Annotated in this window: 23 protein-coding genes; 20 read left to right on the plus strand and 3 right to left on the minus strand. The window is 52.2% G+C overall.

Features of this window, described 5'->3' with window-relative positions; genetic code table 11:
* Window positions 1-69: 69 nt before the first annotated feature.
* Window positions 70-453 (minus strand): hypothetical protein, encoded by a 384-nt coding sequence (locus tag BCV67_RS17860; protein ID WP_062167835.1) that lies wholly within the window; start codon window positions 451-453, stop codon window positions 70-72.
* A 185-nt stretch (window positions 454-638) separates the two neighbouring features.
* Here BCV67_RS17860 and BCV67_RS20235 point away from each other — a divergent pair, with 185 nt between their 5' ends.
* From BCV67_RS20235 to BCV67_RS19780, 7 genes are all read left to right on the plus strand, one after another.
* A complete protein-coding gene (locus BCV67_RS20235) occupies window positions 639-1,376 on the plus strand; it encodes a hypothetical protein (RefSeq protein ID WP_154329519.1) in 738 nt (245 codons plus the stop codon).
* Window positions 1,377-1,478: 102 nt separating this feature from the next.
* Entirely contained in the window at window positions 1,479-2,309 is an 831-nt protein-coding gene (locus BCV67_RS17870) for a hypothetical protein (protein ID WP_156455824.1), read from the plus strand.
* A gap of 126 nt (window positions 2,310-2,435) precedes the next feature.
* Window positions 2,436-2,615: a hypothetical protein gene (locus BCV67_RS20240; protein WP_154329517.1), complete on the plus strand. Its 180-nt coding sequence runs from the start codon at window positions 2,436-2,438 to the stop codon at window positions 2,613-2,615.
* Window positions 2,616-2,627: 12 nt separating this feature from the next.
* A complete protein-coding gene (locus BCV67_RS17880; RefSeq protein ID WP_062167826.1) occupies window positions 2,628-3,452 on the plus strand; it encodes an abortive infection family protein in 825 nt (274 codons plus the stop codon).
* Window positions 3,453-3,456: 4 nt separating this feature from the next.
* Window positions 3,457-3,972, plus strand: coding sequence for a hypothetical protein (locus BCV67_RS17885; protein ID WP_062167824.1), 516 nt, complete (start codon window positions 3,457-3,459; stop codon window positions 3,970-3,972).
* A 175-nt stretch (window positions 3,973-4,147) separates the two neighbouring features.
* The gene (locus BCV67_RS17890; RefSeq protein ID WP_065868166.1) at window positions 4,148-4,471 is read left to right on the plus strand and encodes a hypothetical protein; all 324 of its coding nucleotides are present in this window, start codon (window positions 4,148-4,150) and stop codon (window positions 4,469-4,471) included.
* Between the two features lie 66 nt (window positions 4,472-4,537).
* The gene (locus BCV67_RS19780) at window positions 4,538-5,296 is read left to right on the plus strand and encodes a DUF4942 domain-containing protein (RefSeq protein WP_082746559.1); all 759 of its coding nucleotides are present in this window, start codon (window positions 4,538-4,540) and stop codon (window positions 5,294-5,296) included.
* Here BCV67_RS19780 and BCV67_RS19785 read toward each other — a convergent pair.
* Window positions 5,286-6,329 carry an HNH endonuclease signature motif containing protein gene (locus tag BCV67_RS19785; protein WP_172837761.1) on the minus strand — a complete coding sequence of 348 codons (1,044 nt, stop codon included), beginning with the start codon at window positions 6,327-6,329 and terminating at the stop codon, window positions 5,286-5,288. The two genes, BCV67_RS19780 and BCV67_RS19785, sit on opposite strands and share 11 nt — an antisense overlap.
* 435 nt (window positions 6,330-6,764) lie before the next feature.
* Here BCV67_RS19785 and BCV67_RS20245 point away from each other — a divergent pair, with 435 nt between their 5' ends.
* The 13 genes from BCV67_RS20245 (at window position 6,765) to BCV67_RS17955 (ending at window position 20,497) form a co-directional block, all read left to right on the plus strand.
* Complete coding sequence (locus BCV67_RS20245; RefSeq protein ID WP_156455823.1) at window positions 6,765-7,211, plus strand: hypothetical protein; 447 nt, start codon at window positions 6,765-6,767, stop codon at window positions 7,209-7,211.
* Window positions 7,212-7,225: 14 nt separating this feature from the next.
* Window positions 7,226-7,837 carry a hypothetical protein gene (locus BCV67_RS20250; protein ID WP_156455822.1) on the plus strand — a complete coding sequence of 204 codons (612 nt, stop codon included), beginning with the start codon at window positions 7,226-7,228 and terminating at the stop codon, window positions 7,835-7,837.
* A gap of 43 nt (window positions 7,838-7,880) precedes the next feature.
* Window positions 7,881-8,549: a hypothetical protein gene (locus BCV67_RS17905; protein WP_156455821.1), complete on the plus strand. Its 669-nt coding sequence runs from the start codon at window positions 7,881-7,883 to the stop codon at window positions 8,547-8,549.
* A 165-nt stretch (window positions 8,550-8,714) separates the two neighbouring features.
* Entirely contained in the window at window positions 8,715-9,257 is a 543-nt protein-coding gene (locus BCV67_RS17910) for a hypothetical protein (protein ID WP_062167816.1), read from the plus strand.
* Complete coding sequence (locus BCV67_RS17920) at window positions 9,257-12,067, plus strand: type IV secretion system DNA-binding domain-containing protein (RefSeq protein WP_172837762.1); 2,811 nt, start codon at window positions 9,257-9,259, stop codon at window positions 12,065-12,067. Before BCV67_RS17910 ends, BCV67_RS17920 begins: the two co-directional genes overlap by 1 nt.
* 103 nt (window positions 12,068-12,170) lie before the next feature.
* The gene (locus BCV67_RS17925) at window positions 12,171-12,677 is read left to right on the plus strand and encodes a hypothetical protein (RefSeq protein ID WP_065868168.1); all 507 of its coding nucleotides are present in this window, start codon (window positions 12,171-12,173) and stop codon (window positions 12,675-12,677) included.
* 100 nt (window positions 12,678-12,777) lie between these two features.
* Window positions 12,778-13,347: a hypothetical protein gene (locus tag BCV67_RS20255; RefSeq protein ID WP_156455820.1), complete on the plus strand. Its 570-nt coding sequence runs from the start codon at window positions 12,778-12,780 to the stop codon at window positions 13,345-13,347.
* Window positions 13,344-13,748: a hypothetical protein gene (locus BCV67_RS20260; protein WP_156455819.1), complete on the plus strand. Its 405-nt coding sequence runs from the start codon at window positions 13,344-13,346 to the stop codon at window positions 13,746-13,748. The genes BCV67_RS20255 and BCV67_RS20260 overlap by 4 nt, the downstream gene beginning before the upstream one ends.
* A gap of 35 nt (window positions 13,749-13,783) precedes the next feature.
* Window positions 13,784-14,374 carry a hypothetical protein gene (locus BCV67_RS17935; protein WP_156455818.1) on the plus strand — a complete coding sequence of 197 codons (591 nt, stop codon included), beginning with the start codon at window positions 13,784-13,786 and terminating at the stop codon, window positions 14,372-14,374.
* Window positions 14,375-14,852: 478 nt separating this feature from the next.
* A complete protein-coding gene (locus tag BCV67_RS17940; RefSeq protein WP_231732365.1) occupies window positions 14,853-16,217 on the plus strand; it encodes a type IV secretion system DNA-binding domain-containing protein in 1,365 nt (454 codons plus the stop codon).
* 91 nt (window positions 16,218-16,308) lie between these two features.
* Window positions 16,309-19,131 carry a MobF family relaxase gene (gene mobF, locus BCV67_RS17945; RefSeq protein ID WP_062167805.1) on the plus strand — a complete coding sequence of 941 codons (2,823 nt, stop codon included), beginning with the start codon at window positions 16,309-16,311 and terminating at the stop codon, window positions 19,129-19,131.
* 61 nt (window positions 19,132-19,192) lie between these two features.
* A complete protein-coding gene (locus BCV67_RS17950) occupies window positions 19,193-19,699 on the plus strand; it encodes a hypothetical protein (RefSeq protein ID WP_156455817.1) in 507 nt (168 codons plus the stop codon).
* A 48-nt stretch (window positions 19,700-19,747) separates the two neighbouring features.
* Window positions 19,748-20,497: a type II secretion system protein gene (locus BCV67_RS17955; RefSeq protein ID WP_156455816.1), complete on the plus strand. Its 750-nt coding sequence runs from the start codon at window positions 19,748-19,750 to the stop codon at window positions 20,495-20,497.
* Between the two features lie 18 nt (window positions 20,498-20,515).
* Here the strand turns inward: BCV67_RS17955 and BCV67_RS17960 are convergent, their stop codons facing one another.
* Window positions 20,516-20,944, minus strand: a complete 429-nt coding sequence (locus BCV67_RS17960) for a hypothetical protein (protein WP_065868169.1) — start codon at window positions 20,942-20,944, stop codon at window positions 20,516-20,518.
* Between the last annotated feature and the right edge of the window lie 27 nt (window positions 20,945-20,971).

A 20,971-nucleotide genomic window follows, 5' to 3' on the forward strand; every position in this document is an offset into this window, starting at 1 on the left:
TTGGCCCACCGCGCCTTGGGTGCTTCGCACGCGATCATTGATCGCCCCGGGCGGGCCCGAGTCGCTTGCTCACGAACCAGGGCTCTTCCGCTCAATGGCATCCCATCGATCTGCTGCCGCACGGTAGATGAAGCCTAAGGCAGGAAACGTCAGCAGCACCGCTGCTCCGGCCGCAATGAAGGTTTTCAAAGGTTGGATGTCGCCCTCTTCGTCAGTCCAGCCCCAGTCGTCCGGCATCCAGAAGAGTGCGCTCTGTGTGCCTCCATACAACATGATCGCAAGTCCCACCCACGCGAGGCCAAAGTAGATCCACTTTAGGGGTGACATGCCCGATTGGACGTGGGCGCGGCGAACGAACGCCTCAGGCTCGAAGTGAGCACTGCAAACGTAGTGGATCAAGGCAACAAGCGAAGCAGTGCTGATAGCACCCGCGATCATTGTAATGACAGACATCTGCCCTCCTGGGCGGACTGAATTAGGTGCGTAGATCACTCATTGCATGTGCAGCAGTCTACCGCCGTGAGCGCTCGTTGCGCTGCCACCTATGGCGAGCGAATTCTTGCGAATAAAGGGTAAAAACCATTGCTAAAGAATAGTTTTGCGCTTTAATGAGGTTGTTCAAATAATTAGGAGATCTCATGTTTTTATATCACTGCACTGACAGCGAAAATCTTTGTAAAATTGCATTAGATGATTTTACGAAGGACAATGTCATTCGTGGACTGTGCTTTTCTGATAACGCTCTAGATCACTTTGGTGACGTAACGTATCGAATAGAGCTTAGAGATGAGGAGAATATGCTCACTACCGATATGCTTCACAACCTGGATGTATCACCAACCAATTCTATTGACTACATGTCTGACAGGCATGGAAACCCGTTAATTATTAGGGGGGAAGATATTAGATCTGCTTTCGAGAAAGCCTGCCTTGAATTCGATTACGATAAAGAACAGTGGGAGAACCTGTGGGCATGCGCGATTGAGTTTGACGACTGTAGTGGCAACGATGAGCTTATTGAATATGCCAATGGAGAAGATCCAGCCTGGGATTTGCAGAGCATACGCGGCCGAACCGCCTATCATCTTGGTCTGGCCGGAGCTGTGATTTCAGATGAGAACGGAACTTCATACATCATCTCAGATAGCAGCCTTCGGCTTGATCGAGTCGAATACGATGACGAGAACATGGAGGATCAGTGGCGTGTCGTGGAAAGGTGCTCACATACTAAAGGCGCTGATGAGTCTACGTTGACCCAAAAAGAGTTCCAGACAAACTCAGTGGAAATTCCCCCGAGCTTCAAGGAATGCGTTGCAAGCCAGCATAGTCTTGGTCCGGCATCTGTAACGCGAGTCACCAGTTCCCGTCGTCTTTGAGCTAGCACACGGTGCATCGGCCGAGTGTCAGATTTTTCTGACACCCCTAGTCTTCACGTAGCGCTTACAATGCGGTTGTCGTCAAGGGAACAGGGGAAGTTCGTGCGCTCTACCATTTCACCGGCCGTCCTGGCCGCACTATGCGTCTTTTTTGTAGGTTGTCAGCAGGACGCGGCTTCAACAACCTCCGGTCACGTGGCAAACAAGCCTCCGATTGTCATTACAGAGGAGCCTTGGGTAGGCAAAGCCTTCGATGGTGAGACGGTTCGTTTGAATCCTCCCATCCGGTTCTACCAGGAACTCATCCGGGCGCGCAACCAGGTGGCAAAAGGCGAGTTCGAAACCACCGCGGACTATGAGAAGCGGAAAGCGGAGCTATCTCTACCTGTTGGCATTGATGCCGGCAAAGTCTATCTCTTCGAATTCACGACGAAGGTCAAATATGATGCTGATCAAGGGGCGTATACAGCGGATCCCAGCTTTTGCACGGACTACGATTTCACCGCCTTGAAGAGCACATTGGCTTGCCGCCTGGCTAGTGTCGAGGGTGCGCCGCTAGTCAACAGGCGGGAGGTCTACGGACAGACCCAACTGTTTGAGAAGAAGACAGACACCGAGTATTCGGTGCTCATGTCCCCACAAGATGTTCGTAAGATCGCTAAGCGTTCCTCCCAATACGCAAGCTATGCGTTGCCCTCGAAGTGTCCAGTGGCCGTAGAGGAAGCTAAAAATTACGGCCCGATTGCCATGGCTTACGGTGTGACCTTTGAGCGACCTGACTTCGTCAAGGGAGACACCATGCATCTGCACACCTATCCGGAATATAAGAACGAATGGGACGTAGAAAAGATAGGCGTTTTTGGCAAGATGACATCACTGGTCTGCTACACCAACGACGAGCACAAGCGTGTGGTCTATCGGCAGGTGCTCTAGATGCCACAGTCTAAAATTCGCAGGCGAACGCGGTTCGTGCACGGGCTAGCTCTTCTGTTCTTGGGGCCTCTCGCGTCTTGGCTCGCCTTCGGGCTACTTGTGGAGTTCCAGGAGTCGCCAAGTTCGGTGAGCACGATTCCGTCAACTTGGGGCTACTACCTCGGGATCACGGCGATCCCGATGATCTTCGGGTTGATTCTTGTCGCGTTTGTGCGCCCAGCATATGGATGGCTGATCTATGCGCTCGGCGCTGCATTTATGCTCTACGGACAGGCTGCATTATCGGCCATGCCAACCCCTTACTGACCGGACCAAGTCATGCTGAAAGAGTTCCCCAAGCCGTTGGCTGCCACCATTGGTGATGTCGTTGGCTCCTACTACTACAGTCACCGACGCTTGGAGACGATGCTTTATGAAGCAGGCGCTTCTGGCGATGTTCCTGAGGGAAATTGCGTTGATAAGGTTCAAAATTGGCTTGTGAGAGAAGGGAAGGAGGATGTCTCTAAGGCCTTCACGATCCTTGGCAAGCTCATTGAAACGCTGATGGATGGTGAGGTCTCGACCTGGGACCCCGACAAAGAGCTCACTGCTCGCAAGCGAATCAACGAAATTCTTGCTCGCTATCAACTGTCCTATGGATTTGGCGGCCGCATTCTGGGCGCTCACTCTGTCACAGCTCCAAGCAAGGCGTTCGGCGATGCTTTGAAGGACTTCTCGGTCGCAGAGGTGGAGGAAGAGTTTGAGCGAGCGGTGAGATTCATTGACAGTGATCCGGCTGCTGCCGTCACGGCAGCATGCGCCATTGTCGAAGCTCTCTGTAAGCACTACATCGCCACTGAGCGCCTGGATCTACCCACGAGTCAGACAGTGAAGCCCCTGTGGGTTGTCGTTGCTAAGCACTTGAAGCTGTCGCCTGAGCAGCTGGAAGACGATGACTTGAAGCGTGTGCTGTCGGGGCTAAGCTCCATCATTGATGGCCTCGGTGCTTATCGAACGCATGCGGGCAGTGCCCACGGCCAGCACAAACGCGCCTACAAGGTCGCTCCAAGGCACGCACGTCTTGTTGTCCACTCAGCTCATTCTTTGTGCCTGTTTGTGGTGGAAACTTGGCAGGCCCGGGAAGCCCTGGCCAAGGGGAGATAGGGACATGATCGAACCAGACCGAAAAGCAGTATTAGCGGCGTTGCCGGAGCTCAGCTCAGTCATCCTAAGCCCCAGTTTTGCAGTGCTGACGACAGATCACGAGTGCTGGACATGCGTGGCAGCGACATCGGTCAGCGCTCTTTGGGTGCCAAGCTTCGTTGAGCGCTTTGATGACGACGAAGAGCTGTCCGTCGCAGACGCAGCCGTTCTCAGATTTGTGGAGTCGATCAACCTTCCAGCCGCGCAGCACATCTCAGCAGCTGCGCCCTGGATGCTTATGGCGACGACGAAGGGATCGGGCACGCGCTACCTGGTCAACCGTTGCCAAGCGTGTGGTGCTATCCAGGGCGACTTCCACCTCTTCGGAGTGGATGGTCCGTTCGGGTTGGTCACATTGGAAAAGCAGGGGACAGAGCACATCAATGTTCGCTATGTCGATTGCCCGATTGAAGCAGTTGCCGGGATTGCCCAAGCAACTTGGATTGATCAAATCTCTGCGAGAAATTTGCAGCCACAGTAGTTTTTCAGCCTTCCAGCTGAGCTGATAGCCTCGCTTTTGCGGGGCTTTTTTATGCCGGGTGCCGATGCTGAACAAGCATTTATGGAAAGGGACGCCTTTCACGTGGACCAAAACCTCCAATGAAAATACAGTTCTCATCGAAGTCTGGCATGGCGTCAGATAAGTGGAGAGCTTAATGAGCTACATCAATTTGAGTGAACTTGATTCAACCGGCAGGAATAACATTCTGATGGACGTGGAGCTTGCACACGTGGTCCAGAATTATTCTTATGGAGACGATATTCAGTTGGAGTATTCGCAGGTTTTCATCATTGTCAGTATGAAAGCTCTTGAGCAGCTTCGATGCACATCGGATGAGAGTGCGGACCTTTCATTTTCCTTCTATACCCAAATTGGGACTGCACTTGTGAAAATCAATGTGACGGTAGTTGATAACGATGCTTTTGGGGAGTCGATGACCATGACTGTCGAGTTGGAGGAGGTCATGTATGTTGAGTAATTCGACCGCTGCTCTTCTGCAAGGGCGAACTAAAGCTTATTTTGACTCTGAAAAAAGGGGGGAAGCATGAATGAGTTGCTCCCAGGGCTTGATTTTTCCGGCTACATCCAAGGCAGGGCCGAGATCTGCAACAGGATTAGGAGAGGCTTTGATGAAATTGAAGATGCGATAAAAATGGCCAAGGATGGCAAGCTTTTTGATCGGAGATTGCACGAGGGCAAACGATATCTCAGTCGCACAGAGAGCGAGCTGATCGACACTATTGATCGGTCAGCATGGCGCTACTTGATGGAACAAAGTGGACTTTGGTCGTTTCTTAATGATGCAAGGCGCGATGAATGGACGCGAGGATTGGGTGGGTATGATCCAGTTCCTGAGTTCAGTTCAGATAATGTTGAGGCCACTTTTCGCGAATACTATGAATCGCGGGAGCAAATGCGAGACGACGGACTAAGGGATATTTTTTTGGAACTTAGTCGTGATTATAAGTGCAATGAGCATCACTATCTCGCGGAAAAGTGCATTGTTAAGTTGTCTGACTGGACTGGTGGCTTTGATCAATCAAGTGTCAATGTTATCGATGATTTGGCAAGGGTCATGTGCTCACTTGATGGAAAGCCGGAGTTCGATCATCGAATCACTACATTTAGGATGCTTACACAGAATTGCTGGGAGGACGCACCTTGGAATGATTACTTCTCATTGAAGGTATTCAAAAACAAGAACGGACATATCAAGTTTAAGCGACTGGATCTATTAGAAAGATTGAATAATGAGATTGGGAGGGTCTTTTCCAATGCACTGCCTCCCGAAATTAAGTTATGAGGTCTTGAAGTGCTACTAGCCGAGCCTCCAGGACGGCGCAAGCGCCGTCTTGGAGAGCATCCTTGATCCGATTTTGGTGATAGAGAGCGAGCCGCTGGCTGCGGTTGGTCTCAACTTTTGCGGCACTTTTCCGACGCTTCCGCAGTGCGTCAGGCTTGTTAGATAGCGCGCGTGTTGCATCAGGGCAGCGGGCGAGCTCACCGAACTTGCTGGCATGACCAGGCCTCAGGCGGGACCTGAGTGCAGCGACTGACCGAACATGGTCCGGCCAGAAGTCTTGCCACTCGCTACCGGGAGCTACCGCGTCATTGCTTGGGAGGGGCACAGGCACGACGAGTGCGTTGAGCTCGATGAGTGACCAGATCAAGGGTAGGAAGCGCCCTGGATCTACCTGGTAGACCCTCACGGCTTCTCCCACCAGCGCTAGGCGGGCACCCTGAAACTTGGTCAGCACCTTGGCGATACCAAGGCTCCCGCCATCACCGGAGCGCCGGGTAAAGCCAATGAGGGCTAGGTCAGACGAATGGTGGACGAAGACACGAAAGCGTGGCTCAGCCCAACGCTTGGCCAGGTGCCTCAGCACAGTGCACTTCATCGAATTGCGGGTATGAGGCGTCCAGTGGTTGGCAGAGCGAGCTAGCAATTCCAGACGCCGCTGCACCAAGTCGGTTGGAGAAAAGCCCAGGGCGCGGCCGTGCGATGGAAGGGGTGGGGCAGCAGCTGGGCTGCAGAACGGTTCGCCAAGGCTGAGCAGATCTGAAGTGCCGCGTCTTCGATTGCAGCGCTCACAGCACAGGAAGCAGTTCGAGAAGTCATCCGGGCCGCCAAGCTCAACGGGAACGATCTGAGCGACGACGATTGACGATCTCTGGGTGAAGTCAGACGCGCAGATCGGGCAAGAGGTCTGCATCGCTCTCAAATGCTCACGAAGTTTTGCTGGCAGATTGAATGATTGGTGAGCCGAAAGTTCAGAGATGGCTTGGCTGAAATTCGCAATCGGATCATCAAGAGAACTTTGCTTCGCTTCGTTCACTTGCTCGATCCTAATTTTGTCTGTCGTCTCCATAAAATCTGTCGTCTCCCGTTCTTGCTAGATCTCATTTCAGTGAAGCAGAAATTGAGATCGGCGCAAGAGTCAGCATTGAAAAGAAAGACCAGGAGCGAAAAGAAAGAGCAGGAGCGAAAAGAAAGAGCAGAAGCGTCGGCTAGCGGAACGGCAAAGGCATCGTCATTTTCACAAGTCTAGATCATACACATGACGCACCTTGGGGTGTTCCGCGCTGACCCCCGCGCGCCCTGTGTAGAGCCTCTGAGAGCTTTTCAGCGCAAGGATTAAAAGAAGCCCCCGGTGAGGGGCTTTTTTAACGCCTTCGATTCACCGCAGCATCTTTCGCTAAATAATTTTAAGCAGACCCCTTGCCAATTCACGGAATCGCCTTACGGTCAATTTATGCCAAACGGAGAATTTATGAAGCTGATCAAAAGAAATGTATTACTTGAGAGTGATCAATTGAGATCACTCAGCGCAATGGCAATTCGGAAAAGAACAAGCGTCAATGAGTTGGTGCGACTAGCTGTCGATGGACTGTTGAACGATCAACTGTTCAACGAGCTCCATGAAAAAACAATGCAAGAGCTTAGGAGCTTTGCTGGTCGCGAGGAAAAGCGACTAACAGAGGTTCGTAGAGAACTTCTTGCAGATCTAAGTGCAGGAGTCCAGGCAATGAACGAGGCATCCGAGCGGCACATCGAACGAAGCACTGATCTGACTAAGGCCTTTGTTCGCAATCTTTCAGATGCATTGAACGGTGAGCCGATCCAAGAAAAAGCGATGCCGGCAGTGAGGTCGAGCCGAGAAATATTGAATTGGATGCAGAGTCAAGGCGTCACCAAAACTAATAACAACCCTAACTAACAAAGGAGATATAAATGAACAAACTAAAATTAACGATGATCGCAATGCTTGCTGCCTCGCTCACTGGATGCGCCACCATCGACCAACTTGCCGGTGGAAGCGCATCTCCGATCAACAAAGGCACAGTCGCTAAAGGTGCAGGAATTGGCTGTGCAGCGGGTGGGGCGCTCGGGGCCATTTTCGCAGGCAAAGACGGTGCGCTGAAAGGATGTGCGGCGGGCGGATTGATCGGTGGAGGCTTTGCTTACAAGCAAGAGCTCGCACGAGCCAGAGAAGCCGCAGATGCAGCTCGCCTGGCAGGCATGAAAGCAACAGTGGGCGTGAAGACCGAGACCTCTGCTGATGGGAAGGCTACGGAAAAATTCCAAGGCCTAGTGATCGAGTATGACCCCGCATCGGTGGTCAAGCCTGACGACAAGACCAAAGCCTTCTTCGATAAGCTCGGCACGATCTTGAAGTCTTCAAAAAATGAGCTGACTGTTCGAACCGAAGGTGGAGCAGGGTGCTTGGCTGTTGTCGGCGAGTTGAACGGACGCAATGCTTTGACTAAGCACAAGCTCGACAACCAGTGCGGCAAAGTTCCGACTCACCGCATCTTAGTCTCTCCACTGCCGGAGCTGAAATAAGTGGAGCCCTTCGGGGCTCTTCTTATCTCAAAAGGAGATCAAGATGAGTATCAGTGATTACGAGCGAAGAAAATTATTGGAAAAAGCTGCAAAGCTTAAAGCTGAAAAAGAAGACGGGTCATCTTTTCCAACTCCTCTAAACTTGCAGCAAGTTCAAGATCGGAAGATGGATCAGCGCTTGGAAAAGACCCAGGTCGCGGCCAAGGCAACTGCACAAGCCACGAGCGGATTTGCCAAAGAGCTTGCGGCCAAGACTGCCAAGCTTGCTCAGGAACAAGCGCAGCGTGCCAAAGCAAAGGCAGATGCTTGGAGGCAAGCACAAGATGCGAAGCGAACAGAGCACGAAGAGGTTAATCGGATCCAGGATGCTGAGCTTGATCGGGAAGAGCAAAACCCGGCCATCGAGAACACAGACGTTGCCAATCCCCAAGCGCTATCGAAGCCCACTTTCAAGATCCTGGCTTCCATAGCAGTCTTCACCGCTCTTTCAGGAGCAGGTGTATGGTTCTGGACTCAGCACGAGAGCGAGAAGACCCCTGAGCTGCACCAGGTCGATGTGCCTTCCCCACTGCCTGTTGCGCCAGCACCTCAGGTCCAGGAAGCGCCCAAAGCATCTGAGCCCGCCCAGGTCATAGAGCCTGTGCATGAGATGTCTGTGACGCCCAGTGTCGAGGAGCAGCCAAGTCGGTTGAACCGAAGCTCCAGAAGGTAGACCGATCACCTGCACCCATTGCGATTGTTCGCGCACCCAAAAAACGTTCAGAGATGCGACAACAGATTGAACAACCCAATACAAAGGGAAGTGATTGGGTAGACAAAGCTAACAATGATCTCGATCACTTCGCAGAACAATTAAAATAAAAAAAGCGCAGCCTTCGTGTTGCGCTTTTTGCTTTTTGGCTTATTGCTGATCTACCACTCAAAAAAACAGGAGATCAGTGTGTTCGAAAGTCTATTCCGTCAATTCAGAACAAAGGTCAAGAGCGCAGACGGCTCGCGCTGGATGCACCTTCATGGAAGGTTGCTTATCGGAAGCGTTGAAAGCAAGGGTCTGGGTCCGTTGCACCCCGATGTGATTCGCACCTACTACTACTTCCACAAAGACCGCTACCCGCTGGACGGGGTCATGACTCAGTCGGGATGGGGACGAGACTGTCAAAGAGCCGACATACGTCGACGAGTCGAGGCCAGCTATGTCGGTGTCTATGCGTGCTTGCTTAGCACAGCCCTCATCACTGCAATGCTATTTGCTTTCATGATGATGATGGGCCTGGGTTCTCTCGGAAGCAAGGTAGGTAGCGCGGTCGGTCTATCACCTTCATATGCGGCGTGCAAAGCGCAGTATCAGAAATCAATCGAGACTGGATCAGATGTAAATCCGAAGTGCCAAGAAGTTATGGAAAAGGCGGGTGAACTATGATGCCCACCATATTCCAAGTTCTGAGCGTTCTCGGAAAAATTCCGGGGTTGAAGCGATTTGTTGATGTTGAAGCGTCAATACAAGAGCGCACCAATGAAGAAATTCATGAAGTGGTCGGCGCATTCGATGACTTCGTTAAAGTCCCAAGCAACATCCTGGTAGATGTCAATGAAGAAGATCAGGCCATTGTAGAAGCATATGGGGCGATTCAATTCCCTGATGGGTCCTGGCACGTAAGCGATGATTTGAAGCATTCGAAGGATCTTGAACCGTGGATGCCTGACGCCACTGACGACATGATCGTTCGCTTTGAAAATTCTAAGATCACGCGCTCTGGCAAGCCGATGGACGGCGTAGTGCTACCTCAAGACACGATCACTGGATCCGTCTCCTCAGCGATGCCATTGATGTTCGCAGCGCTTCCCGTTATCGCTTGCGTAGCCTTCATTCTTAGTCGTTTCTTCGGAGCTTATGGATACCTGGCTCTTCTTGCAGCAGTGCCATATCTAAAAGCTATTCGTGTTGACAAGTCAGCCTCTCATGCCATTGGTTCTTTCTTCTGTTTGCTGGTCGGACCACTATTTGTTGGCATCCAATCGTTGGGCGATGAGCGCGTGGCAGCCTTAAGAAGTCTCCTGTTCGGGCCGGGTTTGATTCCGATGGGAATAGCGTTCTTGGTTGTCGTTACCCTCACATTTGCTTGCTGCTATTTCAGCAGCAAGCAGGGAACCAAGCATGAGAAATCACTCGACCTATTCGCGAGAGCGTTGAAGGTCGAAGTCTCATTCGTTGTCTATGCCGTGGCTGTTTCGCTTCTTCCCGCACCATTGAGCTTGATCTTTATATTTGCAGTGCCGAATTTGTATTGCATTCGCTACACACAGATTGAGCGTGAAACTCGCACGTCTGAGACATCGTCAAACAGCAATCACTTCACAATCGGACGTCATGAGAAGACTGCTCGCGGAATGATGAAGAAGCAGTGGATCGCCCAGGCATTGCGTGCGCTTAACGATAAGTCGCCGCTCATCCCACTGGGAAAAGCCACTGGCTTCTTGTTCAACAAGATGTATCGTTTTGCGCCAGTCCCAGGAAAAATGCTTGTGGCTTCTCTAAAGGACACCTCTCAGCACATCCTGGTGATCGGCAAGTCTGGTGGCGGCAAGACCTTCTGGCTTCGAAAGATCATGGCCTTGGTGAAGTTGACGAAATGGGCCGGGGCCATTGTGGGTGACGGAAAAAACGTGCTCGTTCGAGAAGTAATGAGCTTGATGGATATCGTGATTGAGCCTGGCATCAACCTATCTCTAAGCCAAGGAATGAACGCTCAACAGTTGGTCCAAGCGTTCAGAGAGTTGAAGCGCAAAGGCAAAATGTCGGAGGACGAGAGCAGCTTCTGGACAAGCATGGGTTTCATCGTCTTAGAGCACGTTGCCATGATTGTTGAAGCGGCATGCGAAGCTGAGAAGTTTGTTCGCACAAACACGGCACTATTGATCTCAGACGAAGAACAGCAATTGATCAAGTTCACTGCAATTGAGCAACTTGCGGAGTTGGAAGATGATCAAGAGCGATTAAAGCATGCAAGAAATGCGATTGCTGAGACCAATGCAAATATCCGCAAGTTGGAAGCATCTTTGAAACAGCCGCGCTCGTGTTATTGGACAATTGGTCAGATCCAGCGCTTCTTAAACGTGGTCAATCAGATCAAGCAAACGGAAAAAGGTTTCGAGCTCCACGAAGAGTTCCGGGGCGCGTTCGACTTCATTGAAAAATCTGGCTATCTAAATGTGGCGGATGCAGCCAACCAGATCAAAGGGTCAGTCTCGTATTTCGCAAACACCTGGGCAGTGATGGCACCTGAAACCCGCACCAGCATCACTTCGAACATCGACAACGCCTTGAACGACGTCTTCCGTGGGCGACATCTCAAAAACGCGGATGGAGTTCTGTGGGCCGACACCGAGACAGGCATCGACTTCCAAGGTGTATTGACCGAAAAGCTCTGGATCGGTGTCAACTTGCCAACCATGGTCCATGGCGTGGGTGGACAGATCACAGCGGACATCGTGCGGATGCGCGTTTACAACCTGATCAAAAATCGCCCTGTCAATTGGGCTGACCTTGAAGGGCACAACCCTGTCTTCAACTTCATCGATGAGGCTCAGTCTGTGATCGGTGAAGCGGAGCGTGACTTGATCGCAATGGCGCGAAGCTTGGGTTGCTACTTCGTTTTCTTGACTCAGAACATCAGCTCCTTCCTCGCCAATTTCAGTGAACACGGGGCGCACAACTTATTCGAGCTCTTCGCTACCAAAGTTCTTATGCAGAACGAGAGTTCTCATAGCACCTACAAGTATTTCCAAGAAATGCTGGGCAAAGCTAGGCTCACGCCCTACAAGACCGCGTCAGTGGGGATCAACAACCAGGCTATGCTCCAGCGCTACGCCAATAGCGCCCTGGTCGATCCCGAACATCCCGATGCTGTCTTCATGCAGAAGTTGAGAGAGAAAGGAGTCGGCGCGATACAGAACTCCTATGTCCACTCCGCTCCCCGGCAAATCGATGTTAAGGATGCGGCCCACCGCTTTGAAGACGTTGCACGAATCAAGAACTTCGATCTTGAAACAGTGCAGGGCACTGAGTTGTCCTGGGTGATGGACGATGACGACTTTGCCAACACGCTGTTCCAGGGCCAGGCATTGATCGTCGTGTCGCGCGCCGGTTCGACGCGAACAGAGATCTGTGAGGTCGGAGGACTAGAGGCAGATCAAGTGGAGGATTTCATGAGAGAGAACAGTAGGGCCTGATTGCTCAGTCTCCATAGAATTAGCCCCGAGCAATCGGGGCTAATTGCTTTACAAGATCCCAAACTGCCTTATGTTGGTTTTACCCCAATTATGGAGACCATTCATGACAAGTTTTGCAGAAGCACAAAAGAGGCGCAACGAGTTCTACCAGAACAATCCTGGTCCACAGGCCACAATGACTGATCAGGTCAAGTCATTTAAGCAAGAAGAGCACAAGATCACTTCACAAGCGGGCGATGCTCTGAAAACTGAACTCACTTCACTGTCTAAGAGTTCGGATCCTGAGTTATTGAAATCAACGGTTAGCCAGGTTGAATTCCAAAGCAAGCTGTCGGTCTATCGCTCTGACCAAATTGAACAAATCATACATGCGCAAACGCTGAACGCGGAGCGCGTGTCACGCAGTCAGAACAACGACGGCTATCAGAAGCAGTTCATCAACCGAGATGGCATTGACGAAGAGAAGCAACACGAAGAGAAATTCAATGCATTCATGCGTGAGAAGGGACGCGTTCCTGTCGAGGGCGAGATGGATAAGTTCACCGCCAAGCCAACGCTGACTCAGTCAGATAAGCCCTGGGAGCAAAAGTCTAAAACACAGTCCATGTAAAAATAGGCCCTACGGGGCCTTTTTCTTATACCTCCATCTCTTGACTTTAGTTGCATCTGCCTTTGACTGATTTTACTCAAAAAAAATCGGAGATGCACAAATGATCAATGCTATCGAACGCTTGCCAATCATGCAGCGTGACCTTGTCAGGATGATTGCCTGTTCTAATCCTTGGCAACAAAAGCTCTTTGAAGTGGCGAATTCAGTGTGCTTGGGTAGGTCTGATAGTCCCCCTGCCGTTGATGACATCACTTGCATCTTCCTCCACAACCTTTCGATGCTTGATCATCCCAGCGAATGGATTGGTGATCATCGCTATGAAGCTTCCAGCTACGTCGATCACTTGCATGGTCTTCTGATGTTTGGCGCTGATCCAAATGCACAGCTGAGCAACGGGCGCAATCTCTTGGATGTTCTCACCGCCGAAGGCCGATATTGGCGCTGGAAAGACGCAAGCGAGAACATCCCAGACCTTGTGCTTGCTGCTTTCTCGCTCGGTGCGGTCGCATCTGCTGATGCAGCTAAGGCAATGATCCTTCCTGTCCATCAGAACATCCGCGCTGGTCAGATTGATCACGAGAGTAATCACATTGTCTCATTGATCGACCGCGTGTTGCTTGATCAAACTTCGGCATATGTCGCGCTGACCAAGATTGGAGTTCGTTTATGAGCAAGAAGCCAATATTGATCAGTCATTCGTTCAGCAGTAGTGGTCTGTCGTTTTGTCTTGTTGATGAAATATACATTGACGAAGCCAATTATGAGCTTATCAAAGTCGACTTGGCTGCTCCGCCGCTGCCACCGCTTGCCCATACTCCGATGGCGATGCAGGGATTTAGGGTAAATCATTTGTTGCGGGAGGTGCGTGACATCGCTCGTGATCTTAAGAGGCCCGTGCGATCAAGTTCGGGCTGCAATTCTTGGAAATGTGATCTAGATATTGCCCAGGAAGAACTTGAGAGCAAGAAGCGCCATGAAATAGACCGTATAGATCGACTTCTAGATCAGAGGGGCGCACTACAAAGAAATACGCCTAAGGTAAGTCTTGTTCATAAGCCGGTGCGCTTATGAGGAACATCCTTAGTAGATTGATTGATGCGAGTAGGGTGTCCATCTGGGACGGCTTTGGGATCCTTCGTCATGACTATGACGAAGGGCTGATCGACTTCATGTGCGGTTCGAGGCAGGTGAGCTGGCGTGGGCCCGAGAGGGCGCTTGTCGTTGGGGAGCTCGCTGAAAAGCTGTCAATGTGCTGCCCGGAGCTAGACCCCGAAGAAAAGGACATCGAGTTAGCCGAAATGGCTGCCAAATCCCAGCATCAGGGCCCTGAGTCCTGGTTGTTCCGTGAAATGAGGGATCTGGTCGTTGATGGTGCCAATCCCGAATTTTTGACTGAGCAAGGCAGCTACTTGCAACTACTCATGCGGTATTACTCCATAGCGCGTTCGCTAGAGCACGAGTATGACGCGGATGTTGTTGGGGACCTACTGCTCTGCCTGTCAAAGATCGATAGCCTCGATGTCTCCTCCGGGAATGCGGATCTCGTCGCCGCCTTACTGAATTGCGAGAGTCTGGCAGGGTCACCGTTGATCACTGCTGACGATGTCAGGTCGTTGGCTGCAAGCAATGATCGAGCCGCTCTTGAACGATCGACTTTGCATGTGTTGGTGCAGCCACAAGTTTCCAGGCGTCTATGAAGGCATTGGTCTACAACGCGTTCGGCAAGGTCCCGACCTCCATTCCGCCTAGCCAGCCCGTTCGCCGGGTTGACCATGGCGTAGCCCTATTCCTGATCTTGTTCCTAACTGCCTATCCAGGCCTCACGTGGCTCACCTGGCAGCTTCCAGGTAGCCCACTGAGCCCGAGCCTGTCATTTGACCTCTTGGGGGCACCCGCTGCCCTCTTGCATTGGCTTTCTCTTGGCTCGCTCTTCCCCAATGCCGCTCATGCTTACACCAGCTTCCTTTGGGAGCCTTGGAAGGTGTGGGTCCGGGTTGGTCCCTCGCTATTTGTGAGCTTGGCAGTAGCAACCTGGGTAGGTGCAAAGGCGCTGGAACCCCGGTCCAACACTTGGCATGTGTCCGGCCCAAGATTGCTAGATGGAAAAGCAGCGATCAGAGAGGCACATCGCCGCTCGATGACGCCAAAGCAAATTAGGGGGGATGGATGGCCAGGATGAGCTTGAAGCTCCATCCGGAGCTGCACCTACCCAAGTCCCATTGGTCGAGGCACACGCTCTTACAGGGCTCGGTGGGAAGCGGCAAGACGCAGATCTTGTTGCCGATCATTGAGCAGATCATCCGGGCGGATCACAAGCTGTTCCTCTACGACACCAAAGGCGACTTCACGAGCTATTTCAGGAAGCCGATCATCGTTTGCCCTTTCGATGAGCGCTCCTACTATTGGGACATAGCCGCTGACTGCCGCTACCCACTGCAAGCCGCAATGCTTGCAGAGATCCTCATCCCTACAAGCCCTGATCAAAAAAATGGTGATTTCTGGTCGATGGCAGCAAGGCAGCTGCTCGTCGCCGCTATCCGATCCCTTCAAGTGGAAACGCCCGGCGTGTGGACATGGGCCGATCTCGCATCGCTAAAGAACCAGTCCGCAGAGGCGATGCTTCCCATGATCCAACAACATTTCGCCACAGCGGCAAGCTTAGTGGAGAACACTGAGAGCCAGACCACCGCTTCATTGCTTGCCACGCTCGTAGCTCAAACGAAGCTGATCGACGACTTGGCAATGGCCTGGCCCGTGCGCAAAGAGAGCCGCCGCTTTGCTATCACCGAATGGGCGCAGGACGGCTATAAGGGGCGTAAGCAAGTCATCGTGCAAAGCGGCCCAGAGGAGGCCATGACGAAGGCTTACATCAGTGCTCTGGTCAACCTTGCCGTCCCTGAAATCATCTCGCCCAAGCTCCCAGATGCGGAGAAGGATCGCTTCATCGGTTTCGTGTTCGATGAGTTGGCATCGGCTGGCAAGATCAACATCGGTCCATTGATTGACAAAGGCCGAAGCAAAGGAGTGGTCTTCATAGGGTGCTATAAGAACATCGCCCAAGTAGCCCAGGTCTATGGCGATAAGTTCGCCGAAACGATGTCGTCTATGGTCGGCACCCACATCATCTGTCAGTTGCAGATCGGTGAGACAAGAGAGAAGGCCGCTCAGCAACTTGGCAAGCATCGTGTTGCGTATCGAACGCATGACGAGAAGGCCGCAGTGCACGAAGAGAGCAGGGCGCTGGTCAGCCCGGGTGAGCTTACGGACCGCCTTGGCCCGCGCAAAGGCAAGCAATATGGCCCGCATGGATTTGGGGTGAAGGCAATTGTCCAGATGGGGGGTGACCCACTACTCCTAGACTTCCCCGGTGTCGTCATGAGGACCAAGCGCCCAGGTCAAGTTCCAGCGCGATGGATGACTCAACCTCACCAGCGCAACAACCTAGCCATTCCCGGACCTACCCAGGCTGCATCTCTTAGCGCTCAGCCAAAGCGGGTGGGGATGACGAAAGAAGAGATCGATCAGTTCTTTCGAGAATGATGCAAAGCATCCACACCCAACCATGTCCTTTGATCTTGACGTTTGCTCTGAATGCCTTTGACTGATCACATCACATTAGAGGAGATCAGACTTGATTCCAATCACCGCACTTACAGCGCAAGGCAGGAACAAAGACGGCAAGGCAGTCGTTGAATACCTGCTCGCTACCGAAGGCTTGATTCGCTACTACAACGGCGAGACTCAAGAGATCTCGGCGTCATATTGGGGCGGAAAGCTCGCGCATAAAATGAAGCTCGCTGGCGTTGCTGTGGATGGTAAGCATATGCTCTCTCTATGCGACGGATTTCATCCTTTCACTCATGAACCGCTTTGCCAGAATGCTGGCGAAAAGCCGGTCCTAAAGCCAAAGTTCGATGCGAAGGGTGCTCCGCTCTGGGACGAGGATGGCAACCAGGTCATGATTGAGCAGGGCGGTCATCGTGTTGGTTATGAGCTGACGTTTAGTGCGCCAAAGTCATTGTCTACCGTGTTTGCTCTGGCAGATCAGGATGAGCGAGAGAAGATACTGGAAGTTCAACGTAGGGCTGTCGAGCGGGCCTTTGTCTACATCGAAAGCAAGGTCGAGACCCGGCGTGATCAAGGTGGCAAGACTGTCATCCCAGTCGATGGATTGATCGTCTCTTTTCATCAGCATCTAAGTTCAAGGAATCTGGACCCTCAGATTCACACCCATGCGCTTGCGTATGCCGTTGCGAAGGGGGTCGATGGGAAGTGGGGCACATACGATAGCTACGAGATTTTCGCTCATCGCAAAGCGGCTGATGAGATCTACAAGAACGAGCTCGCTGCGGGCTTGAAAGCCTTGGGTTGCAAGATTGAACAGCACGTCGAGGTCAATGCCCTGGGCGAGAAGACGGGTGTTCGCACATGGGAGATTCCTGGCACAGAACGGCTTTCAAAGCTCTGGTCAAGTCGTCGCGAAGACATCTTGAAACATCAGCAAGAAAATGGCGGGACGATGCAGCAAGCGTCTCTTGCAACACGCAAGCACAAGGATGAACCCACTTTCCTTGAGCTGGTTGAAGCCTGGAAACAGGATGCTATTGAGTTGAAGAAGCAGCACCCCGAGCTTCTGACGACCGTTACTGAGATCAAGCGGCAGGAGATCACCAGGGAGTTCGTCCCTGCTACTGACGAAGAGATCTTGGAGCTTCTCCACGAGAACGAAGCAATCTTTGATGAAAAAGAGCTCCGTTTTCGGTTGGGACAGGCTAACTCGGGAATGATCGACTCAATTCAGCTGGACGCCATGGTGCCGGACTTCATACAGCGCAACAATCTTGTGCGTGTCTGCCCTGAGCGAATCCACACGGACGACATGGGCTCAACCTTAGCTCGCCGGCATACAGAGCAGCGCTTTGCAGCACCCTGGATGGTGTCGATGGAGCAGGAGATCCTCCATAAGACTTTGAGTCGCGAGGGCGAGATCTCCCAGCACATGCCGCTCGATAAGCTTAACGACGCCATCCAAGCCTTCGAAGCCGCAAAAGGCTTCCAGATCAGTCCAGAGCAGCGTGAGGCAGTTGAGCACCTCACCATCAATACAGGGGGCGTGGGCGTGCTCTCCGGGCTTGCTGGAACAGGAAAGACAACAGTGAGCCAGATCTATGCAGAGGCCTTCAAAGCCGATGGGCGCACCGTGCTTGGAGCCTGTGTTTCGAACGAGGCGGCCGAAAAGCTTCACCAGGAATCGGGCCTTGTGTGCACTAGCGTTGCCAAGCTGATCAGTGATTTGGGCAAGTCCAAGCTCAAACTGACGGATAAGCACGTCGTCGTCCTGGACGAGGCAGGAATGGTGGACAGCCGCCAGACTCGGGACCTGATGGCCTATTGCCAAAAAGCAGGAGCAAAGCTCATCTTGCAGGGTGACCAGGAGCAAATCCAACCGGTGGGTGCGGGCTCGGGCATGTCCATTGCAAAAGAGGCAATTGGCGACGCAAAGCTCACGGAGATCCGCCGTCAGAAGAACGCACAGGACCGACATACAGCAGGGCTTTTCTACAACTACGGCGCTGATGGCAAGGTCCGAAACGCAGACAAAGTGCAGTCACGCGGTGACATCATTGAGAAGAGCAAGAAGATCTTTCAAGCGCTTGCAGACAACGGCCAGGTAGACGAGTGGGCAACTGCTGAGCAAGCCAAAAAGGCTTGTATCAAAGCCTATTTCAACAGTTCTGCACCTACCCAAGAGCGTCTCATTCTTGCTCACTCGAACGAAGATATGCAGGATCTCAATCGACGGGTTCGGCAGGAATTGAAGGCACGTGGTCAGGTAGACAAAGAGGACTGCACGTTCCGATCTATTGGCAAAAATAAGGTGTTTCGTGACCTTACGTTGAGCCGGGGTGATCAGGTCATCTTCAACGTCAAAGATGAAGGCCTGGATGTCATCAACGGAACGAAAGGGATAGTGAAAAGCATCAAGCAAGGCAGTGCGGGCGGGGTGAGCCTTGGCGTTGAGATCGAGCGCAACGGGGTCACGAAGACGATCCGCTTTGACTCGCATGAATACAGTGCTCTTGATCTGTCCTATTGCTCAACAATCCATAAGGCCCAGGGGCAGGGCAAGACTGACATCTTCCATCTCGGACATGCTGGAATGACCGACAACCAGAGCGCTTTGGTGGCCTTTACCCGGCTGACCAAAGGCAGCTACACGCTGTTCGCCGACTCTATGAGCTTAGAACAGATCAAAGGGAAGCTTGGGCAGCAACGGCTCAAAGAGAACGCCATTGAGGTGAAGAAGCCCATGCGGGTGAAGCAGCCCGACCTGAAAGGCGAGTTTGAGCAGCTGGGTCAGCAGCTGGGGCAAAAATTGAAGGTCAATTCCGATTTCGTGGCACGTTTGACCGCTCGTCGGAAAAGACAAGCCCGGGTGGCACTAACACGTTGATTCTGCTCTAGATATGGTGCAGCATGGCCTTGCCGGGGTTGGCCTGGTCAAAGGAATCGACATGAGCCTTCTTACCAAGTTCTCCAACATCTTGAGCCAGCAAAACAAACAAGCTGTGGATCAGGGACTCAATAGCATTCATGGTGACCAGGTCGCCCACCAAGCCGACCGAGCACGAGAGTATCGAGGACAGGCACGCACTGCACAGTTCGAGAACGTGCAGCTTGGGATCAATCTGGGCAACGCAACGAGCGAGCTTGAAGTCACGAAGAAGGCGCTCTTGAAGTCCAAGTGCGAGACTGCTCGGATGCAGGGGTTCGTTGAGAACTACGCAGCGACGATGAGTGTCATGAAGGACGTCATTGAAGACCTTCGTCGCGATGAGTCCCAATTCCGTGGGCTTGATGACAAGGCTTTTGCCGAAATGCTCAACGACGCGGTCGAAAAAGTGCGAACTTCGCCTGACGGAAAACAACTCGGGAAGCATCGTGTCAGTCATTTTGTGGAAGGCTGTGAGTTCACAAATCCTGATGGTGGCTTTATTTTTGAGTATCCTCATTTCATCTAATAGATCCGTGCTTCATTTCAGCCGCCTTCGGGCGGTTTTTTTTGCCCAATGATTGACAAACGAATGATCTGGCTTTTGATGAAAAGACCCATCAGAGGAGATCGTCATGAAAAAAATTCCAAATCCACTTTTGCTCGCAGCCGTTGTGGCGAGCTTCGTTTCAATGCTGATCCTTTGGCCGAGCTATGGAGCTTCGCCCTTCCAACTCTCTACATACATGGCATCAGCTGCCCTTGCACTGGCTCTGTGCTTGACGCGCTTGAAGAAGATCTTGGTGGCAGAGCGAGTAAAGGCCAAGCAATGAGGTCTCGAGGCTTTGCACTCGTCGAGCTCAGCCTTGTCGTTGGCCTTGCTGCGATAGCCAGTGTAGGTGCCTGGATGGCCTTCGGTCCTACATCCGTTGGCACAAGGATCCAACAAGAAGCGGCAAATCTTACCCAATTGGCTGACGCCATCGCTGCGGACTTCGCTGTCGCAGAAGGGCGCTACCAAAGCGTCAATGCAGCAAGCGCCGTTGAGCGCAAGTTGGCACCGTCAGCCTGGGTAGACGGCCAAGGTCTTCACTCTCGGACCCTTGGCAACATCGAGCTTTCAACCCTCAATGCAGGGCAGGGCTTCCGAATCACCGCGACTGCAGTCCAGGCGAAGCTTTGCCTAGGGCTGGTGCAGAGCTCTGTCAGGGCGTTTTCGGAAGTCCACGTCAATGGCGTGCTGGTTTACTCTCGCCGTTCTCTCAATCACGGTGCGTTGGCCGAGAGCTGTGCTGAGGGTGGCGAAGTAGCATTTGACCGCAGCTAGAACACAAAAGCAGCAATCCTATTTGCGGCCTGTGGTGAAATAGTTGTCAGGACTGTTTGCCCCTCTGCACGTCCGTGAGACATCAATAGATCGCTGTGAGTTAGCAAACCCGTGCCTGAGCTTGGCTAGCCTATCAGCGGCCCCCTCGAAATATGCACTAGCCAGGAAGTAGTCAGCAGCTGCCTCTCTCGCCAGACGTTTGCTATCGAGCGACGCACTGGCACACAATAAATTCTCGGGGTGCTTTTCGGCGTAATCGCTGACAATCAAGCTCTCTTCAAAAGCTTGCTTCGTTTGTAATCTGAGTCTCGGCAGATCGCGTTTCATCTGTTCAATTATTTTGGGAGATGGGCCGCTTTGAAATTTGAGCTGATTGCTGTCTTTTACGGTTTCAGCGTTGAAAAAGATGGCAAGCGCCAGTGGTAGAAATAATAGATACAGCTTCATCGAGGTCTCCTTTGTTATTGAGTAGTC

The organism is Stenotrophomonas nitritireducens (assembly GCF_001700965.1).
Classification (GTDB): Bacteria; Pseudomonadota; Gammaproteobacteria; order Xanthomonadales; family Xanthomonadaceae; genus Stenotrophomonas; species Stenotrophomonas nitritireducens_A.